The 19748-nt window shown below is 67.2% G+C and carries 16 protein-coding genes; 3 read left to right on the forward strand and 13 right to left on the reverse strand.

The window, feature by feature from the left end:
- Positions 1-55: 55 nt before the first annotated feature.
- On the reverse strand, positions 56-5950 hold the full coding sequence (gene uvrA, locus QZM35_RS14540) for an excinuclease ABC subunit UvrA (RefSeq protein WP_301776213.1): 5895 nt from the start codon (positions 5948-5950) through the stop codon (positions 56-58).
- A 626-nt stretch (positions 5951-6576) separates the two neighbouring features.
- Here uvrA and QZM35_RS14545 point away from each other — a divergent pair.
- Positions 6577-7554, forward strand: a complete 978-nt coding sequence (locus QZM35_RS14545) for a chromate resistance protein ChrB domain-containing protein (protein ID WP_301776214.1) — start codon at positions 6577-6579, stop codon at positions 7552-7554.
- Positions 7551-8729 (forward strand): chromate transporter, encoded by a 1179-nt coding sequence (locus QZM35_RS14550; protein ID WP_301776215.1) that lies wholly within the window; start codon positions 7551-7553, stop codon positions 8727-8729. The genes QZM35_RS14545 and QZM35_RS14550 overlap by 4 nt, the downstream gene beginning before the upstream one ends.
- Positions 8730-8980: 251 nt before the next feature.
- Here the strand turns inward: QZM35_RS14550 and QZM35_RS14555 are convergent, their stop codons facing one another.
- From QZM35_RS14555 to QZM35_RS14605, 11 genes are all read right to left on the reverse strand, one after another.
- Positions 8981-11026 carry an SMI1/KNR4 family protein gene (locus QZM35_RS14555; RefSeq protein WP_301776216.1) on the reverse strand — a complete coding sequence of 682 codons (2046 nt, stop codon included), beginning with the start codon at positions 11024-11026 and terminating at the stop codon, positions 8981-8983.
- 80 nt (positions 11027-11106) lie between these two features.
- Positions 11107-11400 carry a NucA/NucB deoxyribonuclease domain-containing protein gene (locus QZM35_RS14560; protein WP_301776217.1) on the reverse strand — a complete coding sequence of 98 codons (294 nt, stop codon included), beginning with the start codon at positions 11398-11400 and terminating at the stop codon, positions 11107-11109.
- A 397-nt stretch (positions 11401-11797) separates the two neighbouring features.
- Entirely contained in the window at positions 11798-12118 is a 321-nt protein-coding gene (locus QZM35_RS14565; protein WP_089429791.1) for a high-potential iron-sulfur protein, read from the reverse strand.
- Positions 12119-12260: 142 nt separating this feature from the next.
- Complete coding sequence (locus QZM35_RS14570) at positions 12261-12602, reverse strand: cytochrome C oxidase subunit IV family protein (protein WP_089429792.1); 342 nt, start codon at positions 12600-12602, stop codon at positions 12261-12263.
- 7 nt (positions 12603-12609) lie between these two features.
- Positions 12610-13329: a heme-copper oxidase subunit III family protein gene (locus QZM35_RS14575; protein ID WP_301776218.1), complete on the reverse strand. Its 720-nt coding sequence runs from the start codon at positions 13327-13329 to the stop codon at positions 12610-12612.
- Complete coding sequence (locus QZM35_RS14580) at positions 13326-13937, reverse strand: cytochrome c oxidase subunit 3 (protein WP_174970482.1); 612 nt, start codon at positions 13935-13937, stop codon at positions 13326-13328. The genes QZM35_RS14575 and QZM35_RS14580 overlap by 4 nt, the downstream gene beginning before the upstream one ends.
- The gene (gene ctaD, locus QZM35_RS14585; protein WP_301776219.1) at positions 13934-15694 is read right to left on the reverse strand and encodes a cytochrome c oxidase subunit I; all 1761 of its coding nucleotides are present in this window, start codon (positions 15692-15694) and stop codon (positions 13934-13936) included. Before ctaD ends, QZM35_RS14580 begins: the two co-directional genes overlap by 4 nt.
- A 31-nt stretch (positions 15695-15725) precedes the next feature.
- Positions 15726-16874: a c-type cytochrome gene (locus QZM35_RS14590; RefSeq protein WP_089429796.1), complete on the reverse strand. Its 1149-nt coding sequence runs from the start codon at positions 16872-16874 to the stop codon at positions 15726-15728.
- Positions 16875-16978: 104 nt separating this feature from the next.
- Positions 16979-17494 carry a hypothetical protein gene (locus QZM35_RS14595; protein ID WP_089429797.1) on the reverse strand — a complete coding sequence of 172 codons (516 nt, stop codon included), beginning with the start codon at positions 17492-17494 and terminating at the stop codon, positions 16979-16981.
- Between the two features lie 216 nt (positions 17495-17710).
- The gene (locus QZM35_RS14600; protein ID WP_089429798.1) at positions 17711-18220 is read right to left on the reverse strand and encodes a DUF1269 domain-containing protein; all 510 of its coding nucleotides are present in this window, start codon (positions 18218-18220) and stop codon (positions 17711-17713) included.
- Positions 18221-18431: 211 nt separating this feature from the next.
- A complete protein-coding gene (locus QZM35_RS14605) occupies positions 18432-18647 on the reverse strand; it encodes a DUF3820 family protein (RefSeq protein WP_047853223.1) in 216 nt (71 codons plus the stop codon).
- A gap of 124 nt (positions 18648-18771) precedes the next feature.
- Between QZM35_RS14605 and QZM35_RS14610 the strand changes: the two genes are divergently transcribed.
- Positions 18772-18960, forward strand: coding sequence for a hypothetical protein (locus QZM35_RS14610; RefSeq protein ID WP_069250279.1), 189 nt, complete (start codon positions 18772-18774; stop codon positions 18958-18960).
- Between the two features lie 270 nt (positions 18961-19230).
- Here QZM35_RS14610 and QZM35_RS14615 read toward each other — a convergent pair whose 3' ends face one another.
- Entirely contained in the window at positions 19231-19572 is a 342-nt protein-coding gene (locus QZM35_RS14615; RefSeq protein WP_089429799.1) for a hypothetical protein, read from the reverse strand.
- Between the last annotated feature and the right edge of the window lie 176 nt (positions 19573-19748).

Consider the following 19748-nt stretch of genomic DNA (forward strand, 5'->3'; position numbering starts at 1 on the left):
TCAGCTGGGGGAACTCACCGCCCGGCACCGGAGCCGTCGAGACGCAGCGTCGCGCTCACCCTACTCGCGCTTCGCCCTCGCGCTCGGCCTCGCCTTCGTCCGACCCCGTTCGCGCCAGCACCGGCTTGAGCGCCTGCCCGGTGTGGCTTGCGCTCACCTGCGCGAGCGCTTCCGGCGGCGCCGCCGCGACGATCGTGCCGCCGCCCACGCCGCCTTCCGGCCCGAGATCGATGATCCAGTCGGCTTCCGCGATCACGTCGAGGTCATGCTCGATCACGACGACGCTGTGCCCCGCATCGACGAGCCGGTGCAGCACGCGAATCAGCTTCGCGACGTCGGCCATGTGCAGGCCGACCGTCGGTTCGTCGAGCACGTACAGCGTGTGCGGCGCCTTCTGGCCGCGCCGCGTGATGTCGTCGCGCACCTTCGTCAGCTCGGTGACGAGCTTGATGCGCTGCGCCTCGCCGCCCGACAGCGTCGGCGACGGCTGGCCGAGCGTCAGGTACCCGAGCCCGACATCCTTCATCAGCTGCAGCGGATGCGCGATGTTCGAGATCGGCGCGAAGAATTCCACCGCCTCGTCGATCTCCATCGTCAGCACGTCGCCGATGTTCCGGCCGCGCCACGTGACGGCAAGCGTCTCCGGGTTGAAGCGCTGCCCGTGGCACACGTCGCACGGCACCTTCACGTCGGGCAGGAAGCTCATCCCGATCGTGCGCACGCCTTGTCCTTCACATGCGGGGCAGCGCCCGTCGCCGGTATTGAACGAGAAGCGCGACGCCGTGTAGCCGCGCGCCCGCGCTTCGAGCGTATCGGCGAACAGCTTGCGGATCGTGTCCCACACGCCGATATAGGTGGCCGGGCACGAGCGCGGCGTCTTGCCGATCGGCGTCTGGTCGACTTCCAGCACGCGGTCGATCTGCTCCCAGCCGCTCAGCGATTCACAGCCCTGCCACGCATGCGTGACGTTCAGCGATGGCCTCGGCGCGCTGCGCGCGAGCACGTTCGAACGGCGGTTGGTGGCCGGCGCGTCCTGCTGCGCGGCCTTGCGTGCGCGGCGCGTGGCCGGCGACGACAGTACCGAGCGGCCGACCGCGTCGAGCAGGTTCGTCATCAGCACGTCGCGCGCGAGCGTCGACTTGCCCGAGCCGCTCACGCCCGTCACCGCGACGAGCCGCGCAAGCGGGATGCCGACCGTGACGTCACGCAGGTTGTGCAGCCGCGCGCCGTGCACGGTCAGCCACGCGTCCGGCACCGCGGCGCCGCCCTGCTTGCCCGGCAGGCTCACGCTGCGGCGCGGCTGCAGCGGGTGCGTCATCGGCTGCGCGAGCAGGCGCCCCGTGACCGAATCGGACTGCGCGGCCAGATCCGCGACCGCGCCCTGCGCGACCAGCGTGCCGCCGCGCTTGCCGGCGCCCGGGCCGACATCGATGATGTGATCGGCGCGGCGGATCGTGTCCTCGTCATGCTCGACGACGACGAGCGTATTGCCCTTGTCGCCGAGCTTGCGCAGCGCGTCCAGCAGGATCTGGTTGTCGCGCGGATGCAGGCCGATCGTCGGTTCGTCGAGCACGTAGCAGACGCCCTGCAGGTTGCTGCCGAGCTGCGCGGCGAGCCGGATGCGCTGCGCTTCGCCGCCCGACAGGCTCGGCGCCGCGCGATCGAGGCTCAGGTAACCAAGCCCGACTTCCTCGAGAAACGCGAGGCGGCTGCCGATCTCGCTGACGATGTCGCGTGCGATCTGCGCGTCGCGCCCCGTCAGTTCCAGCCCGTCGATCCAGCGCCGCGTGTCGGACACCGTCCATTGCGCGACCTCGACGATCGGATGCGCGTCGAAGGTGACCGCGCGCGCGGACGGGTTCAGCCGCGTGCCGTGGCAATCCGGGCACGGCTCGTTGCCCACGCCTTCCGGCTCCTGCTCGTCGGACGGCAGCGTCTGCTCGCGGCCGCGATCATCGCCGGCGAGCACCGTGTCGTCATACGCGGCGCGCTGTTCGCGCGTGAGCGTGACGCCGGTGCCGACGCAAGTCGTGCACCAGCCATGCTTGCTGTTGTACGAGAACATCCGCGGGTCCAGCTCCGGGTAGCTCGTGCCGCACACCGGGCACGCGCGCTTGACCGACAGCACCTTGACCGTGCCGACCCGCGCGGTCGAATGATCGTTCTGCATCGCGTGGTGCAGCCCGTCGAGCGGCGCGAGCAGATGCATCACGCCCTTGCCAAGCTCGAGCGTCTCGTCGAGCACGCGCCGCAATTCGGCCTCGTGGTCCGGCGACACGACGATATCGGCCACCGGCAGCTCGATCGTATGCTCGCGGAAGCGGTCGAGCTTCGGCCACGGATCGACCGGCACGAACTCGCCATCGACGCGCAGATGCGTGCTGCCGCGCGCCTTCGCCCACTTCGCGAGATCCGTATACACGCCCTTGCGGTTGACGACGAGCGGCGCGAGCAGCCCGACGTGCTCGCCGCGATGATCGCGCAGCAACTGCGCGGCGATCGATTCGACGGATTGCGACGTGACGGGCGTGCCGTCGTGGATGCAATGCTGCAGGCCGAGCTTCACGTACAGCAGCCGCAGGAAGTGCCAGACTTCGGACGTGGTCGCGACCGTGCTCTTGCGCCCGCCGCGCGACAGCCGCTGCTCGATCGCGACGGTCGGCGGAATGCCGTACACCGCATCGACTTCAGGGCGGCCGGCCGGCTGCACGATCGAGCGTGCATACGCGTTCAGCGATTCGAGGTAACGGCGCTGGCCTTCGTGGAACAGGATGTCGAACGCGAGCGTCGACTTGCCGGAACCCGACACCCCGGTGATCACGTTGAACTTGCCGTGCGGGATGTCGACGTCGAGCGCCTTCAGGTTGTGTTCGCGCGCATTGACGATCCGCACGACGTCTTCGCCTTCGATCGCACGCCGCTCGCGCGCCGCGTTCAGCACGGCCTGCAGCGGCTTGCCTTCGTCGGCGAGCGCCAGCTCGGCATCCATTGCGCGGTCGTACTGCAGCAGCGCCACGCCGGTATGCGATTCGGCGCAGGCCTTCACGTCGTCGGGCGTACCCGCGCACAGCACGAGGCCGCCGCCGTCGCCGCCTTCCGGGCCGAGATCGATCAGCCAGTCGGCCGCACGGATCACGTCGAGGTTGTGCTCGATCACGATCAGCGAATGGCCGGCCGCGAGCAGCTTGCCGAACGCCTGCATCAGCTTCGCGATGTCGTCGAAGTGCAGCCCGGTGGTCGGCTCGTCGAACATGAACAGCTTCGCCCGCGCGATGCGCGCTTCTTCCGTGACGACCCGGCGCCCATTGACGGCCGCCGCCGATTCGGCGAGGAAGCCGGCCAGCTTCAGCCGCTGCGCTTCGCCGCCCGACAGCGTCGGCACCGGCTGGCCGAGCTTCACGTATTCGAGGCCGACGTCGACGATCGGCTGCAGCACGCGCAGCACCTCGGCGTCGGTCGCGAAGAACGCGGCCGCTTCGCTGACGGTGAGATCGAGCACGTCGGCGATGCTCAGCGCACGGCCGTTGCGCTCGATGCGCACTTCGAGAATCTCGGCGCGGTAGCGGCTGCCGTCGCAATCCGGGCAACGCAGGTAGACGTCGCTCAGGAACTGCATCTCGATGTGCTCGAAGCCCGAGCCGCCGCAGGTCGGGCACCGGCCGTCGCCCGAGTTGAAGCTGAACGTGCCGGCGCCATAGCCGCGTTGCAGCGCGAGCGGCGCCTTCGCGAACAGCTTGCGGATCTCGTCGAACGCGCCGACGTAGCTCGCCGGGTTCGACCGCGTGGTCTTGCCGATCGGCGACTGGTCGACGAACACGACGTCGCCGACCTGGTCGGCGCCCGTGAGGCTGCGATACGCGCCCGGCGACTCGGTCGCCTTGCCGTGGTGCCGCGCCATCGCCGGATAGAGCACGTCCTGCAGCAGCGTGGATTTGCCGGACCCCGACACGCCCGTCACGCAGACGAGCCGCTGCAGCGGGATCTCGACGGTCACGTCGCGCAGGTTGTGTTCGCTCGCACCTTCGAGCACGATGCGCGGCGTGTTCGCGTCGACCACCCGGCGCGCCCAGTTCGACGCATGCGCGACATGCTTGCGGCCGCCGAGATACTCGCCCGTCAGCGTATGCGCGGAGCGGATGTCGCCCGGCGTGCCGTCGTAGACGATCGTGCCGCCGCGCTCGCCCGGGCCGGGCCCCATGTCGATCAGCCGGTCGGCCGCGAGCATCACCGACGGATCGTGTTCGACCACGACCAGCGTATTGCCCGCGTCGCGCAGCCGCTGCATCGCCTCGACGATCCGCGTGAGGTCGCGCGGATGCAGGCCGATGCTCGGTTCGTCGAGCACGAACAGGGTTTTCGTGAGCGACGTGCCGAGTGCCGTCGTCAGGTTGATCCGCTGCACCTCGCCGCCCGACAGCGTGCGACTCTGCCGGTCGAGCGTCAGGTAGCCGAGCCCCACGTCGCACAGGTATTTCAGGCGCGTGCGCACCTCGGCGAGCAGCAGCTTCAGCGCATCGTCGAGCAGCGCGCTCGGCAGCGTGATGTCGTCGAAGAAGCGGCGAATGCGCTCGATCGGCAGCAGCATCAGGTCGTGCACGGTGAGGCCCGGCAGCGCTTCGAGCTGCGCGCGACTCCAGTCGACGCCGCGCGGCATGAAGCGGCCGGCCGGCGCGAGCACGCCGTCGGCATTTTCTTTCGACCCGAGCCGCCATTGCAGCGATTCCGTCTTCAGGCGCGCGCCGCCGCACACGTCGCACGGCGTGTAGCTGCGGTATTTCGACAGCAGCACGCGGATATGCATCTTGTACGCTTTCGACTCGAGATAGCCGAAGAAGCGCTTCACGCCGTACCACTGGCTCTGCCACTTGCCGTTCCAGTCCGGCGACCCGTTGACGACCCAGTCGCGCTCGGCGTCCGACAGCTCGGACCACGGCGTGTCGCGCGGGATGCCGGCTTTCGCCGCGTAGCGCATCAGGTCGTCCTGGCACTCCTTCCAGGCCGGGGTCTGCATCGGCTTGATCGCGCCGCCGCGCAGCGTCTTGCGCGCGTCGGGGATCACGAGTCCGAGATCGACACCGATCACGCGGCCGAAGCCGCGGCAGGTTTCGCATGCGCCGTATGCCGAATTGAACGAGAACAGCGCCGCCTGCGGCTCCGCGTAGCGCAGGTCGCTGTCGGGATCGTGGAGCCCGGTGGAGAAGCGCCATACCTGCGGCTCGGCAACCGCGTTCCCGGCGTCGGCCGGCAGCACATAGACGTTCACGCGCCCGCCGCCGCGCTTCAGCGACGCCTCGATCGCCTCGACCACGCGCACCTTGTCGGCGCCCTGCACGCGGAAGCGGTCGGCCACCACGTCGAGCACCTTGCGCGGCCCGGTGGGCGACGCGACCTCGCGCTGCGCCTGCACGCGCGTATAGCCGCTCGCCGACAGCCACTGCGCGATTTCTTCGTCGGACACCGCTTCCGGCAGCTCGACCGGGAACGTGACGACGACGCGCGGATCGTCCGCCTGCGTGCGCGCGACGAGCTCCGCGTAGATCGTCTCCGGCGTGTCGTGCCGCACCTGCCGCGCGGTCTTGCGGTCGAACAGCTCGGCCGCGCGCGCGTACAGCAGCTTCAGGTGATCGTTCAGCTCGGTCATCGTGCCGACGGTCGAGCGCGAGCTGCGCACCGGGTTGGTCTGGTCGATCGCGATGGCCGGCGGCACGCCGTCGACACGCTCGACCTGCGGGCGGTCCATCCGGTCGAGGAACTGCCGCGCGTACGCGCTGAACGTCTCGACGTAGCGCCGCTGGCCTTCCGCGTACAGCGTGTCGAACACGAGGCTGGACTTGCCGGAGCCCGACGGGCCGGTGACGACCGTCATCTCGCCGGTACGCAGGTCGAGATCGAGATTCTTGAGGTTGTGCTGACGTGCTCCGCGAATGCGGATCAGATTGCTGGATGACAATTTGCCTGCCCGTCTGAATGAGTTAGCCAGAGTGCTCGGTGCCGGAACGCTGCGGCGGATGCCCGCAGGCGCGGCGCACGGGCCGCAACGGTTGCACGTGTGCGGCTCGATTGCGACGGACACTATACTGTATATTCATACAGTTTTCCATGACGACCCTGGCGCCGTCATGGGCAGGCGGCTGGCGAGGGGGCGAGACGCCTGCCGGCATGGCATGGCGCGATGACGGGCACCCTGAAATCTCGGATCACCCGGATTCCGCTGTCGGTCGCCACTGTCCGTCCGATGCAGCCGGACCCCAGGCATAAACGCCTCGCCGCGCACGTTTACCGCACGTACCGCACCAAGAAAGCGTTCATGCCGTCGCACCGGCAGGGGTGTCTGCGTGCGCGGCAGTCACGCCGATCGATCCCCCACTCCTGATTCCCCCTTCCCCACGTCTCGCTTGCGCGACGGCGCCTGCCGAACAGGCGACCGGGCGCATGCTGGTTCGCAGCGGTAATGGACGCGTCCCGCCCACCATTCGAATCCCCCGTCGCCGGCTGACGACGGGTGCAGCCCTCCCCGTGTGCAGCGCTCGAAAAGTTAACTTGTAGAAGTTGTGACGCATTAGTAGCATTTGCTACATGAACACTTTATCGATCTGGTCACTCCTGGTTCTGACCCTTCCGACAGAAAACGCGACGGCCCGCATGCGGTTCTGGCGTGCGCTGAAGGCGAAGGGGTGCGCGGTGCTGCGCGACGGCATCTACCTGCTGCCGTACACCGGAGAGCATGAAGCGACCCTGCGCGAACTCGCGGACGCGATCGCCGACAGCGGCGGCACGGCCCACCTGTTGCGCGCGCCCAGTCTCGACGCGTCACAGGAACAGGAATTCCGCGCGCTGTTCGACCGCGACGACGACTACGCGGCCTTCACGCGAACACTCATCGACGCGCGCAAGACACTGGCCGGGCAGTCCCCCACGGAACTCACCCGCCTGCTGCGTCGCCTGCGCAAGGATTTCGACGCCATCCGGGCGATCGACTATTTCCCGGGCGATTCGGCCACTCGTGCCGAAGTCGCGCTGCAGGATTTCGTCGCGCTGGTCGACACCGTGCTGTCGCCGGGCGAGCCGCACGCCGCGGACCGCGCCATTCGCCCGCTGGCGATTGACGAGTACCAAGGTCGCACGTGGGCGACGCGGCAGCGGATGTGGGTCGATCGCGTCGCGAGCGCATGGTTGATCCAACGATTCATCGACGCACGCGCCCGCTTCATCTGGCTGGCGGCGCCGGCGGATTGCCCGGTCGATGCGCTCGGCTTCGATTTCGACGGTGCGACGTTCACGCACGTCGGCGAGCGCGTGACATTCGAGGTGCTACTCGCCAGTTTCGGGCTCGAAAACGACGCCGCGCTGATGCGGCTCGGCGAGATCGTGCACGCGCTCGACGTAGGCGGCCCCGCCGCGCCGGAAGCGGTGGGCTTCGAGGCCGTGATGGCCGGCACGCGCCAGCGCACGGAGAACGACGATCAGTTACTCGAGCAGATGGGCGCCGTGCTCGACGCCCTGTACGCGCACTTCACGTCGAATGGCAAAAACCAGACCACGGCCCGATCATGACCACTACCGTCGCCACCACCGAACCGACCTACTCGCTGGGCGAGCTGGTCGCCTACATGCTGCGTCTCGGCACCTGGGGTTTCGGCGGGCCGGTCGCGCTCGCGGGCTACATGCGTCGCGATCTGGTCGAGCGTCGCGGCTGGATCACGGAGGCCGACTACAAGGAAGGCCTCACGCTGGCCCAGCTCGCACCGGGGCCGATGGCGGCCCAGTTGGCGATCTATCTCGGCTTCGTCCACTACCGCCTCCTCGGCGCGACGCTGGTCGGTTTCGCGTTCGTGCTGCCGTCGTTCCTGATGGTGGTCGCGCTCGGGTTCGCGTACGCGCATTTCGGCGGGCTGTCGTGGATGCAGGCCGTCTTCTACGGCGTCGGCGCCGCGGTGGTCGGCATCATCGCGATGAGCGCGTACAAGCTCACGACCAAGACCGTCGGCAACGACAAGCTCCTTTGGGCGATCTTCCTGACCCTGGCTGCGGTGACCTTCATCACGGAATCGGAAATCGCGTGGCTGTTCGTCGCCGCCGGCCTGATCGGCTGGCTGTGGCGTGCTCCACCGAAGTGGCTGCACAAGGGCGGCCTGAATGCCGTTGCCGCTGCCCATCTTCCCGCGGCTAGCGGGTGGCTGAGCGGCATCGATTTACCGCAGCTCGTTCAGATCGGTGCCTTCTTCATGAAGGCAGGTGCGTTCGTGTTCGGCTCCGGGCTCGCGATCGTGCCGTTCCTCTATGGCGGCGTCGTCACCGAGCATCACTGGCTGAACGACAAGCAGTTCGTGGATGCCGTCGCGGTCGCGATGATCACGCCCGGCCCGGTCGTGATCACCGTCGGCTTCATCGGGTATCTGGTCGCGGGATTCCCGGGCGCACTCGTCGCTTCTCTCGGCACGTTCCTGCCTTGCTATCTGTTCACGGTCATTCCCGCGCCTTACGTGAAGAAATACGGGCACCGGCCCGGCGTCAAGGCGTTCGTGAACGGCATCACGGCGGCGGCCGTCGGCGCGATTACGGGCTCCGTTCTCGTCATCGCGAAGCGATCGATCGTCGATATCCCGACTGCGCTGCTCGCCGTCGCCACGGTGCTGCTGCTGTGGCGTTTCAAGAAATTGCAGGAACCGGTGATCGTGACCGCCGCCGCCGTCATTGGACTCGTGGCGTTCCCGCTGCTTCATCATTGACCTGCGTCGCCGGGAGACGAAAAGCCGCGTTTGAGTTTCGTTGCCTGTCGAAGGCCGTGTCTCCGGCAGGAGTCGCTGCGTGCCTTCCTCAATTCACCGGCACTCGCCAAAGCGAAGCCCGATTCTCCTCGACCGCTTCTTCTCTGACGGCCCGACTACCTGTCGGATCGAATTCCGGCTGATACAGGTAATCCACTCGCCACATCTCGTCGGCCCTCCCGCGCCTCTTTCGGCCGTCACCAAGCGACGCGTCAGCCGGGCACCACCCGCGCCAACCATTCGCCCACGCCGTCCGCCACGTGCTCACGCTCGGGACTGTCGTGCCACACCCGGATCACCTGGCCGATCCGGCCGCCCTTGTCCGGGTCGAGATCGACGCACAGATGGTCGCCGCCGCCGTTGTGGGTGAGCGGGATCCATTTCAGGTTGTACCAGTCGCCGCGAATGCCCGGCTCCGGCTCGCCCTCGTAGCCCGCCAGATCGCCGCTCGCGACCAGGTCGCGCCAGATGGACCACTGCGCGAGGATCTGCCGAGCGGACAGCAGCGTCTCGCCGCCAAACGGTTCGGTACGCCCGGCTTCCTGTCCGTCGTGCAACATCAGGCTCTCGCGCCACGCCTCCGGCAACGCCACGCCGAGCCCCGCCTCGAGCGCGCGCAGATCATCGTCGCTCGCCGGACCGCGGAAAGGCGCCGGTGCATCGGCCGGCAGCGTGCGCCGCCATGTGTCGAGACGCGACCAGGACGCCGCGATCGTGGTGTCCGGCGATGGTGCGGCTGCAGCGCCTGTCGCATCCGCTCGCGTTGCATCGGAAGCTGCCGGGGGCGATTCGTCCACCGCTGGAGATCGAACCGCTTGCGTGTCGTCCACCGCCGAGCGCACAGCCCGCGGGGGCCGGCGCGGCTGGTCGAGCCGCATGAACAGCACCGGCGAGCCCGCTGCCAGCGGCGTCGCCCCCGCCGCAACCGCGACGAGCGCATCGGCTCCGGCGAGCGCGCCGAGCGCATCAGGCCGTTCGCCCGCCAGCGGCGTCACGACCGGTTCACCCGCCGCGCCCGCCGCGAGCCTCGCCCAGCGGAGGTCATTCAGCACTGGATCGCGCGATATCTGCGTGCCAAGTACGCCCGTCTCCCAGTACGGTCCCGGCATGTCCGCAAATTCCAGCAAATCGATCAGCCGACGCAGAATCGTGTGCGCGAGGATCGCGACCTCGCCGGGGTAGCCCGGCAGGTTGACGAGCGTCGCCTGGTCGTAACAGGTGACGACGCGCATTCCGCGCGGCCGGCCCGCCGCATCGGTCAACTCGAACGTGCGGCGCTGCGCCGGCGAACGATTCTCGCTGCGTCCAAAATTGAAGCGAGCCGCGCGCACCTGCTGCAGCGTCACGCGCGCCTCGCTGTACGGAAACACCGGCAACCGGTTCAACGCGGCGTCCTGGTGCGGATCATTCCCCAACACCCCCGTGCCGACCAGCAGGTCGTAGCGCTGCGCAAGCGCGGCAAGCTGGCGGCGAAATGCCAGTTCGGCATCGTGGGATTGCAGCGGAGGCAAGGTCATGTCCGGCGGAGCGACATATTCGAGCGATACGTCGCAGCCCCACTGCTTCAGGAGCGCGTGCAGATAGGGGCCGTTCGCGTCGGGACGCTGCCACGGCAGCCGCTCGCAGCCGGACGGCACGAGGTCGTAGCTCGCGACGACCACGCACACGCGCGGCCGCCGGCTTACCTCGACGGTACGCACGCCGGCGGCAATCAGCAGCGCCTGCTGTTCCGCGTCAATGCGCTGCCCCTTGTCGAGCAACAGGGCACCCCATGCGTAATCCGAACCACGCGCGATCACACCTTCTCCTTCGACCGGTGGCGCGTCGAGTTTGAGCCGCGCATGCTGTTGCCCGTCGGGGGCGCGATTGCGCGTGCGAGGCACCACGGTGTCCGCGTGCGCGGGTAACGGCGCGAGCGCCGGCAGCCATTCGGCAGCGCCCGCCGACAAAGCCCGCGCCACCGGATCGCCGCCGCGATGGATCAGAATCGGATACTGCAGCCGCACATTCAGCATCGCCGGCCGCACGGGCGATGCGTGTGCCGCGTCGGTTGCGCGCAGCGCATAGCCTTCGATCGCCGCGAGCGCGAGCCGCGGCAGCGCCTCGGGCGCGGTCACGGCCTGCGCAAGCACGCGTCCGTCAGCCTGCTCGACCGGCACGGTCTCGACGCGCATGCCGCCCGGCACCGCGTCGGCGCAACGGCGATAAGCGTCTGCCAGCCACGCCGGCATCGGTGAAGGGTCGTTCGTCATCGTCATGTCAATACGGTTTGAGTGCGCACATCGTCGGCAATCCGCTCGGAACGATGTGCGCGGTCGATCAGATGCGGCGTGGCGAATCAGCGTCGCTTCGACGCCGGCGAAGCACCGGCCGGTTCACCGTCGACGTAGAATTCGTCGGCGTCCAGCACGCGCTGCGCGCGGAAAAAATCGCCAAGCAACGCGCCAGCGCGACGATTGTCGCTGGCGTCGATGCGCTTGACCGAGAACGTGCCGGTCTTCGCGCCCTGATTGGTTGCCGCAAACGGATACTCATCGCAATCGCAATCACTGGGCGTTTCGTCGGAATCGCCGGTGAACGTGCATTGTCCGGTGACCCGGCCGTACTGCGCAATGCACTGCTCCTTGGACACAGCGCGATTGCCGGCGCGCAGCGTTGCGTTGCGGGTGCGCGTGAGCGGCCGCGAGTCCGATCCTGGCAGGATCGTACCGTCGTCACGCGGGACGAACTTGTGGCTCCAAGTGACCCGCGTGAAGTGGCTTGTGCCAGTTGAGACGCCATACGAATGACTGTTCCAGTGTCGGACCTACCCGGGTCTCCGCACTGGGTCGAACGGTGGCAACGGGTCGGGTGCCGCGACAAAGGTCCAGCCAAGCCCCGCATGGAAGCAAAGACCGGCGAGCGAAGGCGGGGTTGCGCACAAGCGCTCGCGAGACCAACCTGCCCGAAGGATGTGGAAAGCGTGATTCCCGACACCGGCGAGGTGCTGAATGCGCAAGACCGCGGCTCGCCAGCCCATCCCTCCCTCGCTACGCCTTCTTCGTATAACTGTTGCACCAGCCTTTCGCATTGACCTGCTTGCCGCCGAAAATCGCGCACGCCCCCGTCGTGGCGCCGGCCTTGCCCTGGAAGAACTGGCAATTCGCACAGGCGTCGCCCGCGTGGAATTTCGGGTACTTCGCATGATCGACGCGGCCGGCGTCCGCCTTGTAGCCGAGCGCCTGGGCATTGGCATCGGTTTCCTGCACGACACCGGCACCGGCATCCGCCGCCGTCGCGCGGCGTCCAACGGCGAGCGCGGAAGCGAGCACGGTGGTGACTGCAATAAAACGTCGGCGTGAAAATTTCATGGGAATCTCCCTTCAAGTTTGCATGAACGAATGTCCGTGAAGCGCCGCTCCCCCGATGACGGGACGCCGTCCGCTCCGAAACAGCGCCCGTCGATAGCGTGCGCATTGCGCCCATCAAGCCGACGCACGATCGACGCTGCAATCAGCGAAAGAACAGCTCCCGCATCCCGAACGTGTGATGCGCTTCCGCCGCCATCAGCACCATGAGCACGAGCAGGCACAGCGGCGGGATCAGGATCGCGTACACGAGCGCCAGCCGCTCCCACATCATGTGCATGAAGATCGACACGATCAGCCCGGCCTTCGCGATCATCAGCACGACGATCAGCACCCAGCGCATCAGGCCCTGCACGTTGAAGTAGTCGACCAGGTACGACAACGTGCTCAGCACGAACAGCAGGCCCCAGATCTTCAGGTAGAGGCCGATCGGATGCTGCTGGCCGTGCGCGGCGTCGGGTCGATCGGCGGGATCGGTGTGCTCCATGGCTGCCTCACCACAAATAGAACAGCGCGAAGATGAACACCCACACCAGATCGACGAAGTGCCAGTACAGCCCGGCGATCTCGACGATCTGGAAGTTGCCGTGTTCGGTGAATCCCGGCTGCAGGATCTTGCGCGCGATCAGCAGCAGGTAGATCACGCCGCAGGTCACGTGAAAGCCGTGGAACCCGGTGATCGTGAAGAAGCACGCGCCGAACTGCGCCGCGCCCAGCGGGTTGCCCCACGGGCGGATGCCTTCGCGGAAGATCAGGTTGCTCCATTCGAACGCCTGCAGCGACACGAAGGTCGCCCCCAGCAGCGCGGTCGCCAGCAACAGCGCGGCAGCGGGCCGTGCGTTGCGCCGGTAGCCGAAGTTGACGGCCATCGCCATCGTGCCGCTGCTGCTGATCAGCGTGAACGTCATGATCGCAATCAGCAGCAACGGCACTTCCACGCCGCCCACGCTGAGCCCGAACACCTTCGCGGTATCGGGCCACGGCGCGGTGGTCGTCATGCGCACCGTCATGTAGCCGATCAGGAAGCTGCTGAAGACGAAGGTGTCCGACAGCAGGAAGATCCACATCATCGCCTTGCCCCACGGCACCCTGAAGGCTTCGCGGTCGGACGACCAGTCGGTGACGATGCCGCGCCAGCCGTCGGGCCGCGCGTCGACGGGCGGCACCGCGGACGATTCGGCAGCGGATTCGGTGTGGGCCGTCGGCGCGGTCATGGCGCGGCTCCGTATAGCGGCCCGCAGACGGCGGCGACGATCCCGGGGGTCAGCCACCACATCGCCGCCAGCAGCACGAGCCAGACCGCGAGCAGGAAATGCCAGTAGCGCGCGCACAGTGCGATGGCCCGTTGGGCCCGGAACGGGTCCGCGCGCCGGAGCTGCACGATCGTCACGGCCCACGCCGCCAGCCCGCCCAGCACATGCAATCCGTGCAGGCCGGTGAGCAGGTAGAGGAAGCTGTTGGACGGATTGACTGTGACGGTCTCCCCGGCTGCCGACAGCATCTGCCACGCAACCAGTTGCCCGATCACGAACACGGCCGCCAGCACGCCACCGGCTACCAGCCACATCGTGCGGTACGGGCCTATCCGCCGGGCTCGCTGCATCGCGATGCTGGCCAGCGCCAGCGCGCCGGAGTTCCACCACAGCAGCGCTGGATGCGGGATCGGCTGCCAGTCGGGTTCGCGCATGCGCATCGCATAGGCGAACAGCAGCAGTGAGAACAGCGTCGTCGCCACCGCCATGAACACGGCCAGGCCGGTGCGGCCCGCATTCGGCAGGCCGGGTGGCGCATCGGGAACGAAGGGGCGCGGCAGCGTGGTCATTTGTGTGCCTCGCCCGGGTGCAGCGTCGGATGGGCCGCCTTGGGTTCAGGCGCCGTCGCCGGCGGCTGATTCTGCGGCACGAAGTCTTCCGCCTGCCCCGGCGGACTGTATTCGTACGCCCAGCGGTAGACGACCGGAAGCGTCGGCCCCCAGTTGCCGTGCACGGGCGGCGTTTGCGGCGTCTGCCATTCGAGCGTGGTGGCCCGCCACGGGTTGCCGTCCGCACGACGGCCGTGTCGGAGGCTCCACGCGAGGTTGAACAGGAACAGCAACTGCGCCGCCGCGACGATCAGCGCGACGATCGTGATGAACGTGTTGAGCGTCTGCGCCGAATGCGGAATGAAGCTGTAGCCCTGATACGCGTAATACCGCCGCGGCATGCCGAGGATGCCGAGATAGTGCATCGGGAAATAGATTGCGTAGGTGCCGACGAAGGTAATCCAGAAGTGCGCGCGCCCGAGCGTGTCGTCGAGCAGGCGGCCCGTCACCTTCGGGTACCAGTGATACAGGCCGCCGAACACCACGAGGATCGGCGACACGGCCATCACCATATGGAAGTGCGCGACGACGAAATACGTGTTCGACAGCGGGATGTCCACGCTGACGTTGCCGAGGTAGAGCCCGGTCAGCCCGCCCAGCACGAAGGTGCTGATGAAGCCGATCGCGAACAGCATCGGCACGGTCAGGTGGATATCGCCGCGCCACAGCGTCAGCACCCAGTTGTAGACCTTGAGGGCGGTGGGGACGGCGATGATGAGCGTCGTGGTGGCGAAGAAGAAGCCGAAGTACGGATTCATGCCCGCGATGAACATGTGGTGCGCCCAGACCACGAAGCTCAGCGCGCCGATGATCACGATCGCCCATACCATCATCCGGTAGCCGAAGATGCTCTTGCGCGCGTGCGTACTGATGAGATCCGACGCGATGCCGAAAGCCGGCAGCGCGACGATGTAGACCTCCGGATGCCCGAAGAACCAGAACAGGTGCTGGAACAGCAACGGGCTGCCGCCGGCGTGCTTGAGCGTCTGCCCCATCGACACCACGGCCGGGACGAAGAAACTGGTGCCGAGCGTCCGGTCGAACAGCATCATCACCGCCGACACGAACAGCGCCGGAAACGCCAGCAGCGCCATGATGGTCGCGATGAAGATGCCCCACACCGTGAGCGGCATGCGCATCAGCGTCATGCCGCGCGTGCGTGCCTGCAGCGTGGTGGTCACGTAGTTCAGGCCGCCCATCGTGGCCGCGACGATGAAGATCGCCAGCGACACGAGCATCAGCACGATGCCCCATTCCACGCCCGGCGTGCCCGGCAGGATCGCCTGCGGCGGATACAGCGTCCAGCCCGCGCCGGTCGGCCCGCCCGGCACGAAGAAGCTCGCCACCAGCACCAGCACGGCCAGCAGGTAGACCCAGTAGCTCAGCATGTTGAGAAACGGGAACACCATGTCGCGCGCGCCCAGCATCAGCGGGATCAGGTAGTTGCCGAAGCCGCCCAGGAACAGCGCCGTCAGCAGGTAGATCACCATGATCATCCCGTGCATGGTGACGAACTGGTAGTAGTGGTTCGCGTCGATGAACGCGAACTTGCCCGGAAAGCCGAGCTGCAGCCGCATCAGGTCCGACAGGACGAGGCCGACCAGGCCGATCGCGATGGCCGTCAGCGCGTACTGCACGGCGATGACCTTGTGGTCCTGGCTCCACACATAGCGGGTCCAGAAGCTGTGCGGGACGTGGTCGGTGTGCGCGTAGGTCATGGCGTGTGCTCCGTCTGCTGCGTCCGTTCCGCTAGGGCTGGGCCGCGGTGCTGGCGGCCGTCCCGCCTTGCGCCTTGATGTAGGCCACCAGCGCGCTCAGTTCCTGCTCGCTCAGGTCGAAGTGCGGCATGATCGGCGAGAAGCCCTTCACGACACGGGCCGTCGGATTGCGGATGAACGCGCGCAGATAGGCTTCGTCCACCTTCGCGGTGCTGCCGTCGGCCATCGTTTCGGTCTTGCCGTACAGGCCCTTCCAGGTCGGGCCCACGAGCGGGCTGCCGTCCACGGTATGGCAGGCGACGCAGCCCTTGGCCGCCGCGAGCGTCTTGCCCAGGTTGGCCAGCGCCTGCGCGCTGCCGCCCGCGGCGGCCGGCGCGGCCTGCACGTGGGCCATCTGCTGCTGCGCGAACGTAGTCTGCTGCGCCAGCCAGCGCGAGAACGCGGCTTCGTCTTCCACCACCACCACGCCGCGCATGCCGGCATGCCCGATCCCGCAGAGCTGCGCGCACAGGATGTCGTAGCGCCCAGCCTGGGTCGGCGTGAACCAGAAGGTGGTCACCATGCCCGGCACCATGTTCATCCGTGCCCGGAACGGCGGGACGTAGAAGTCGTGCAGCACGTCGCGCGACCGGGTCAGGACCTGGACCGGCCGGTTGAGCGGCAAGTGCACCTCGGGACTGTCGATCAGGTAGTTGTCACGGCCGTTCGGATCGGCGGGGTTCAGGCCGAACGGGTTGTCGTTGCTGATGTAGCGCGCGTCGGTCGTGCCCAGCTTGCCGCCGGGCCCGGCGAAGCGGAAACGCCATTGCCATTGCTGGCCGAGCACCTCCATCTGCAGCGCGTTGCGCGGCGGCCGGATGTAGTCCGCGTAGACGAACAGGCCCGGCGCCAGCAACGCCGCCACGCCGACGATGGTCAGGCCGATCAGCCACCATTCCAGTTTCCGGTTGTGCGGTTCGTAGGCCGCACGATGCCCGCTACGGTGGCGATAGCGCACCAGGGCGACCACGATGAACAGGTTGATGGCGATGAAGAATGCGCCGGTGATGACGAGCGTGATCGTCAGCATGTCGTCCATGCGCACCCAGTTCGACGCGATCGGCGTGATCCACCACGGACTGGCAAAGTGAAACCCCACCGCCAACAGGATGATCAGGACCAGGGCAATCGCAAGGGCCATAGGCCGCCTCGCTGCATCTCACTCGCCGGCACCGCCGACACCGGGTTCCGTGTCTCCCGCGGCCGCCGCGTGTTCAAGCGCGGCGCGGCGGGAAACGCGATGGGTCAGTCGTCCACGTTCTGCTTGCGCAATCGCTCCAGCCTGCCGTACGTGATGGCCGCCACCACGCCGAACAACAGGTTGGCCAGCAAGGGCCCGGAACCGCGCTCGGAGACGAACCACGGGAACACGGCCGTCATCACGTAGAAGTTCCACCCATACGCGACGATCCCGAACGCCAGCCCGATCGCGGCTTCCATGCCCACGCTCGAATCGAGGCGGAAAGGCGCCATGATCGCGGCGAGCATCATCCCCATGATCGCGCCGAGCACGTAGTGCAGCAGCAGCGCCATCGCCACGATTTCGAGGTTGAATTGCGTCATCTGGCCGAGCGCGCTGCGGCCCATCACCATCGCCGCGATCTTGTGGGTCGGTTGCCACGGGCTCGAGCCGAGCACCAGGGTCGACCAGACGAATTCCAGCGCGATCACCAGCGCGCCGCCCGCGAGACCGGCCACGGCAGCGGCGACCCAGTCGGGCGTACGCCGCTCCCAATGGTGCGATTGAATGTGCAGTTCCATACGACCTCCTTGCCGACCGTTCGACGTCGGCACTTCGGTTCCGAAGGCGTCACGCGCGTCGGACCCGCGTCTCTTGCGCGATTCGGGATGGCGGACAGGGTTGCCTGCGCAACGTGCGAGCGACCCGCTCCACGCGCGGCCTGCGGTCGCGGTCGTGCGCTCGACGCAACGCGTCGATGCCCCCGGGTGTCGGGCAGGCCGGCTTGCTGTCGCGCGTCAGGGGAAGATCGGTGACGTCGGTTCGGCGCCTTCCAGGTCCGCCTTTGGAAAATGCTGGGCGACCATTTCTTCGATTTCCTGCTCTCGCAATGCCGGCACGTCGGCCATGATCAGGATCTGGCCTGCCTGGATCGCCTCGCGAAATCGCTGGAGTCGCGCGTTCGGCTCGGCGATGCCGATCATCGCGGCGGTCCACGCCCCGAATCCCGCGCCGGCCAGCGTCAAGCCGACGACGGCGCCGCCCGCGATCACGAGCTCCGCCGGCGGAAAGACGAGCGCGACGAGGCCGATCAGCGCACCGGCCGCGCCGCCGAGCGCGACGCCGCGCTCGAGCGCATGCACGACATCGCTGCTTTGCAGCAACGATGCTTCGGGCAACTGATCGAGTGTGACGCTGTGGTCGGCGAGAACGTGGATATGGCGCCAGACGATACGTGCGCGCAATAGATCGTCGACGATGGCCTTCGCCATCTGGGTATCGGGTACGAGGAAATAAAGGCGTCTCATGTTGGCACCCCTTTTCTTGCCATCAACGCGTCCACAAGGGACTGTTTTCTATTCTATGTCAGCATCGGCGACACGCCAGGTGCATGCGGACCACGGACGGGGTCGCATGCGAGCATTCGGCACGCGTGGCAGGTGGGGTTGAAACGCGGTGGTAGTTTGTCGATCACGGACGACCGATGCGGGGGCCCGGGACATTCGCCCCCGATTGGCGCTATCCGCGTTTGCGTAACGGCGCCAGCAAGTCCCGCAGGCCGTTGTGGTCGATCTCGTGCATCAGCGCGAGCTGCCGGCCGATTTCTCCGCGCGGAAACCCTTCGCGCGCTAGCCAATTGAGGTAAGGCCCGGGCAGGTCGGCAATCAGCCGGCCTTTGTATTTCCCGAAGGGCATGATGACGGTGACGAGCTGTTCGAGGTCTGGATTTTGCATGCGGGTATTGTGCCCGGCTTTTCGGTCCTGTCGCAGATCTCGCGAAAAGGACTCAGCGAACCACCTGCGCCCCTTTTCTGGCCTGCTAGACTGGAATTCCCCCCTGCACACGATGGAGGGAATCATGTTGTCCGTCTACGTCGTGAAGACCGGCGAGCAGTTCCTCTGCACCGCCGAGGATGGCGATATCGGCATGGCACCGGCGGTTGAGGATGCCACGTCGTTTGGTTCGTATGAGGAAGCGGAAAAGGCCGCGCACGTGCATGCCGACCCCGGATACGAAATCGTCGCCGTCTGTGTAATCAGGCACTGACAGGGCGCCCGCTGCCGGGCGCCACGCGACGAGATGCGGCTCGCAGTTCCGCTGGCGCCATGCGACATGGGGTGGCGCGATGGACTTTGCCCGGAATTACCTGGGAACCGATGGATTGCGTATCGGGAGTCTCTCAATGGGATCGCCGCGCGCGTCGGCATTCCCGCTGTGTACGCTCCGATACAACGCGCGTTTCCTGAAACGCCTGGCATCCGGCGCGCATTCCTCGTATGCGGCGCTGCGGGAGTTCGGAGCGTCGCTGCTCCGCTGTTATCGTCTGGGCCCTTTCATGCCCTCCGACTCCATGGCCGCATGCCACTCCTCATTCGCCTCGATGGGGTCCATCTCATCGTCGACGGAGGCCGTCGCGCGCTCGGCGGCCGCTCTGGCTTCGTCTGCCGGGGACGCAAAATCACCGTCGCCATCACGATCGCCATCGCCGTCACCGTCGCCCGGGGGCTGCAGCATGTCCTTGAGCATCGCGCTCAGCTCCGGCGTGTCCCATGGCAGCCCACGCCGAGTCCGATCCTTGATGTAGTGCCTCACCTCCGCGTCCTGCTCCACGGTCAGCGGCAGCCCTCGGAAGGTGCTTTGGGGGCCAGCGTCGATCATCGCATTCTCCTGCTTCTAGGGCATTTCCAGTGTACTCGCCATTGCGAGCCCGTGAGCAGTGATTACGGCGCGCTTGCGGCGGATCAAACGTGTGGGCTCGACGGGCGCGCGGCCGCCCATTTCAGGCACCCGCCTGCGATGGGTCGATACCGATGAAAGTTTCGCGAGATTTCGCG

It is taken from the genome of Burkholderia sp. AU45274, from assembly GCF_030482505.1.
Lineage (GTDB): Bacteria > Pseudomonadota > Gammaproteobacteria > Burkholderiales > Burkholderiaceae > Burkholderia.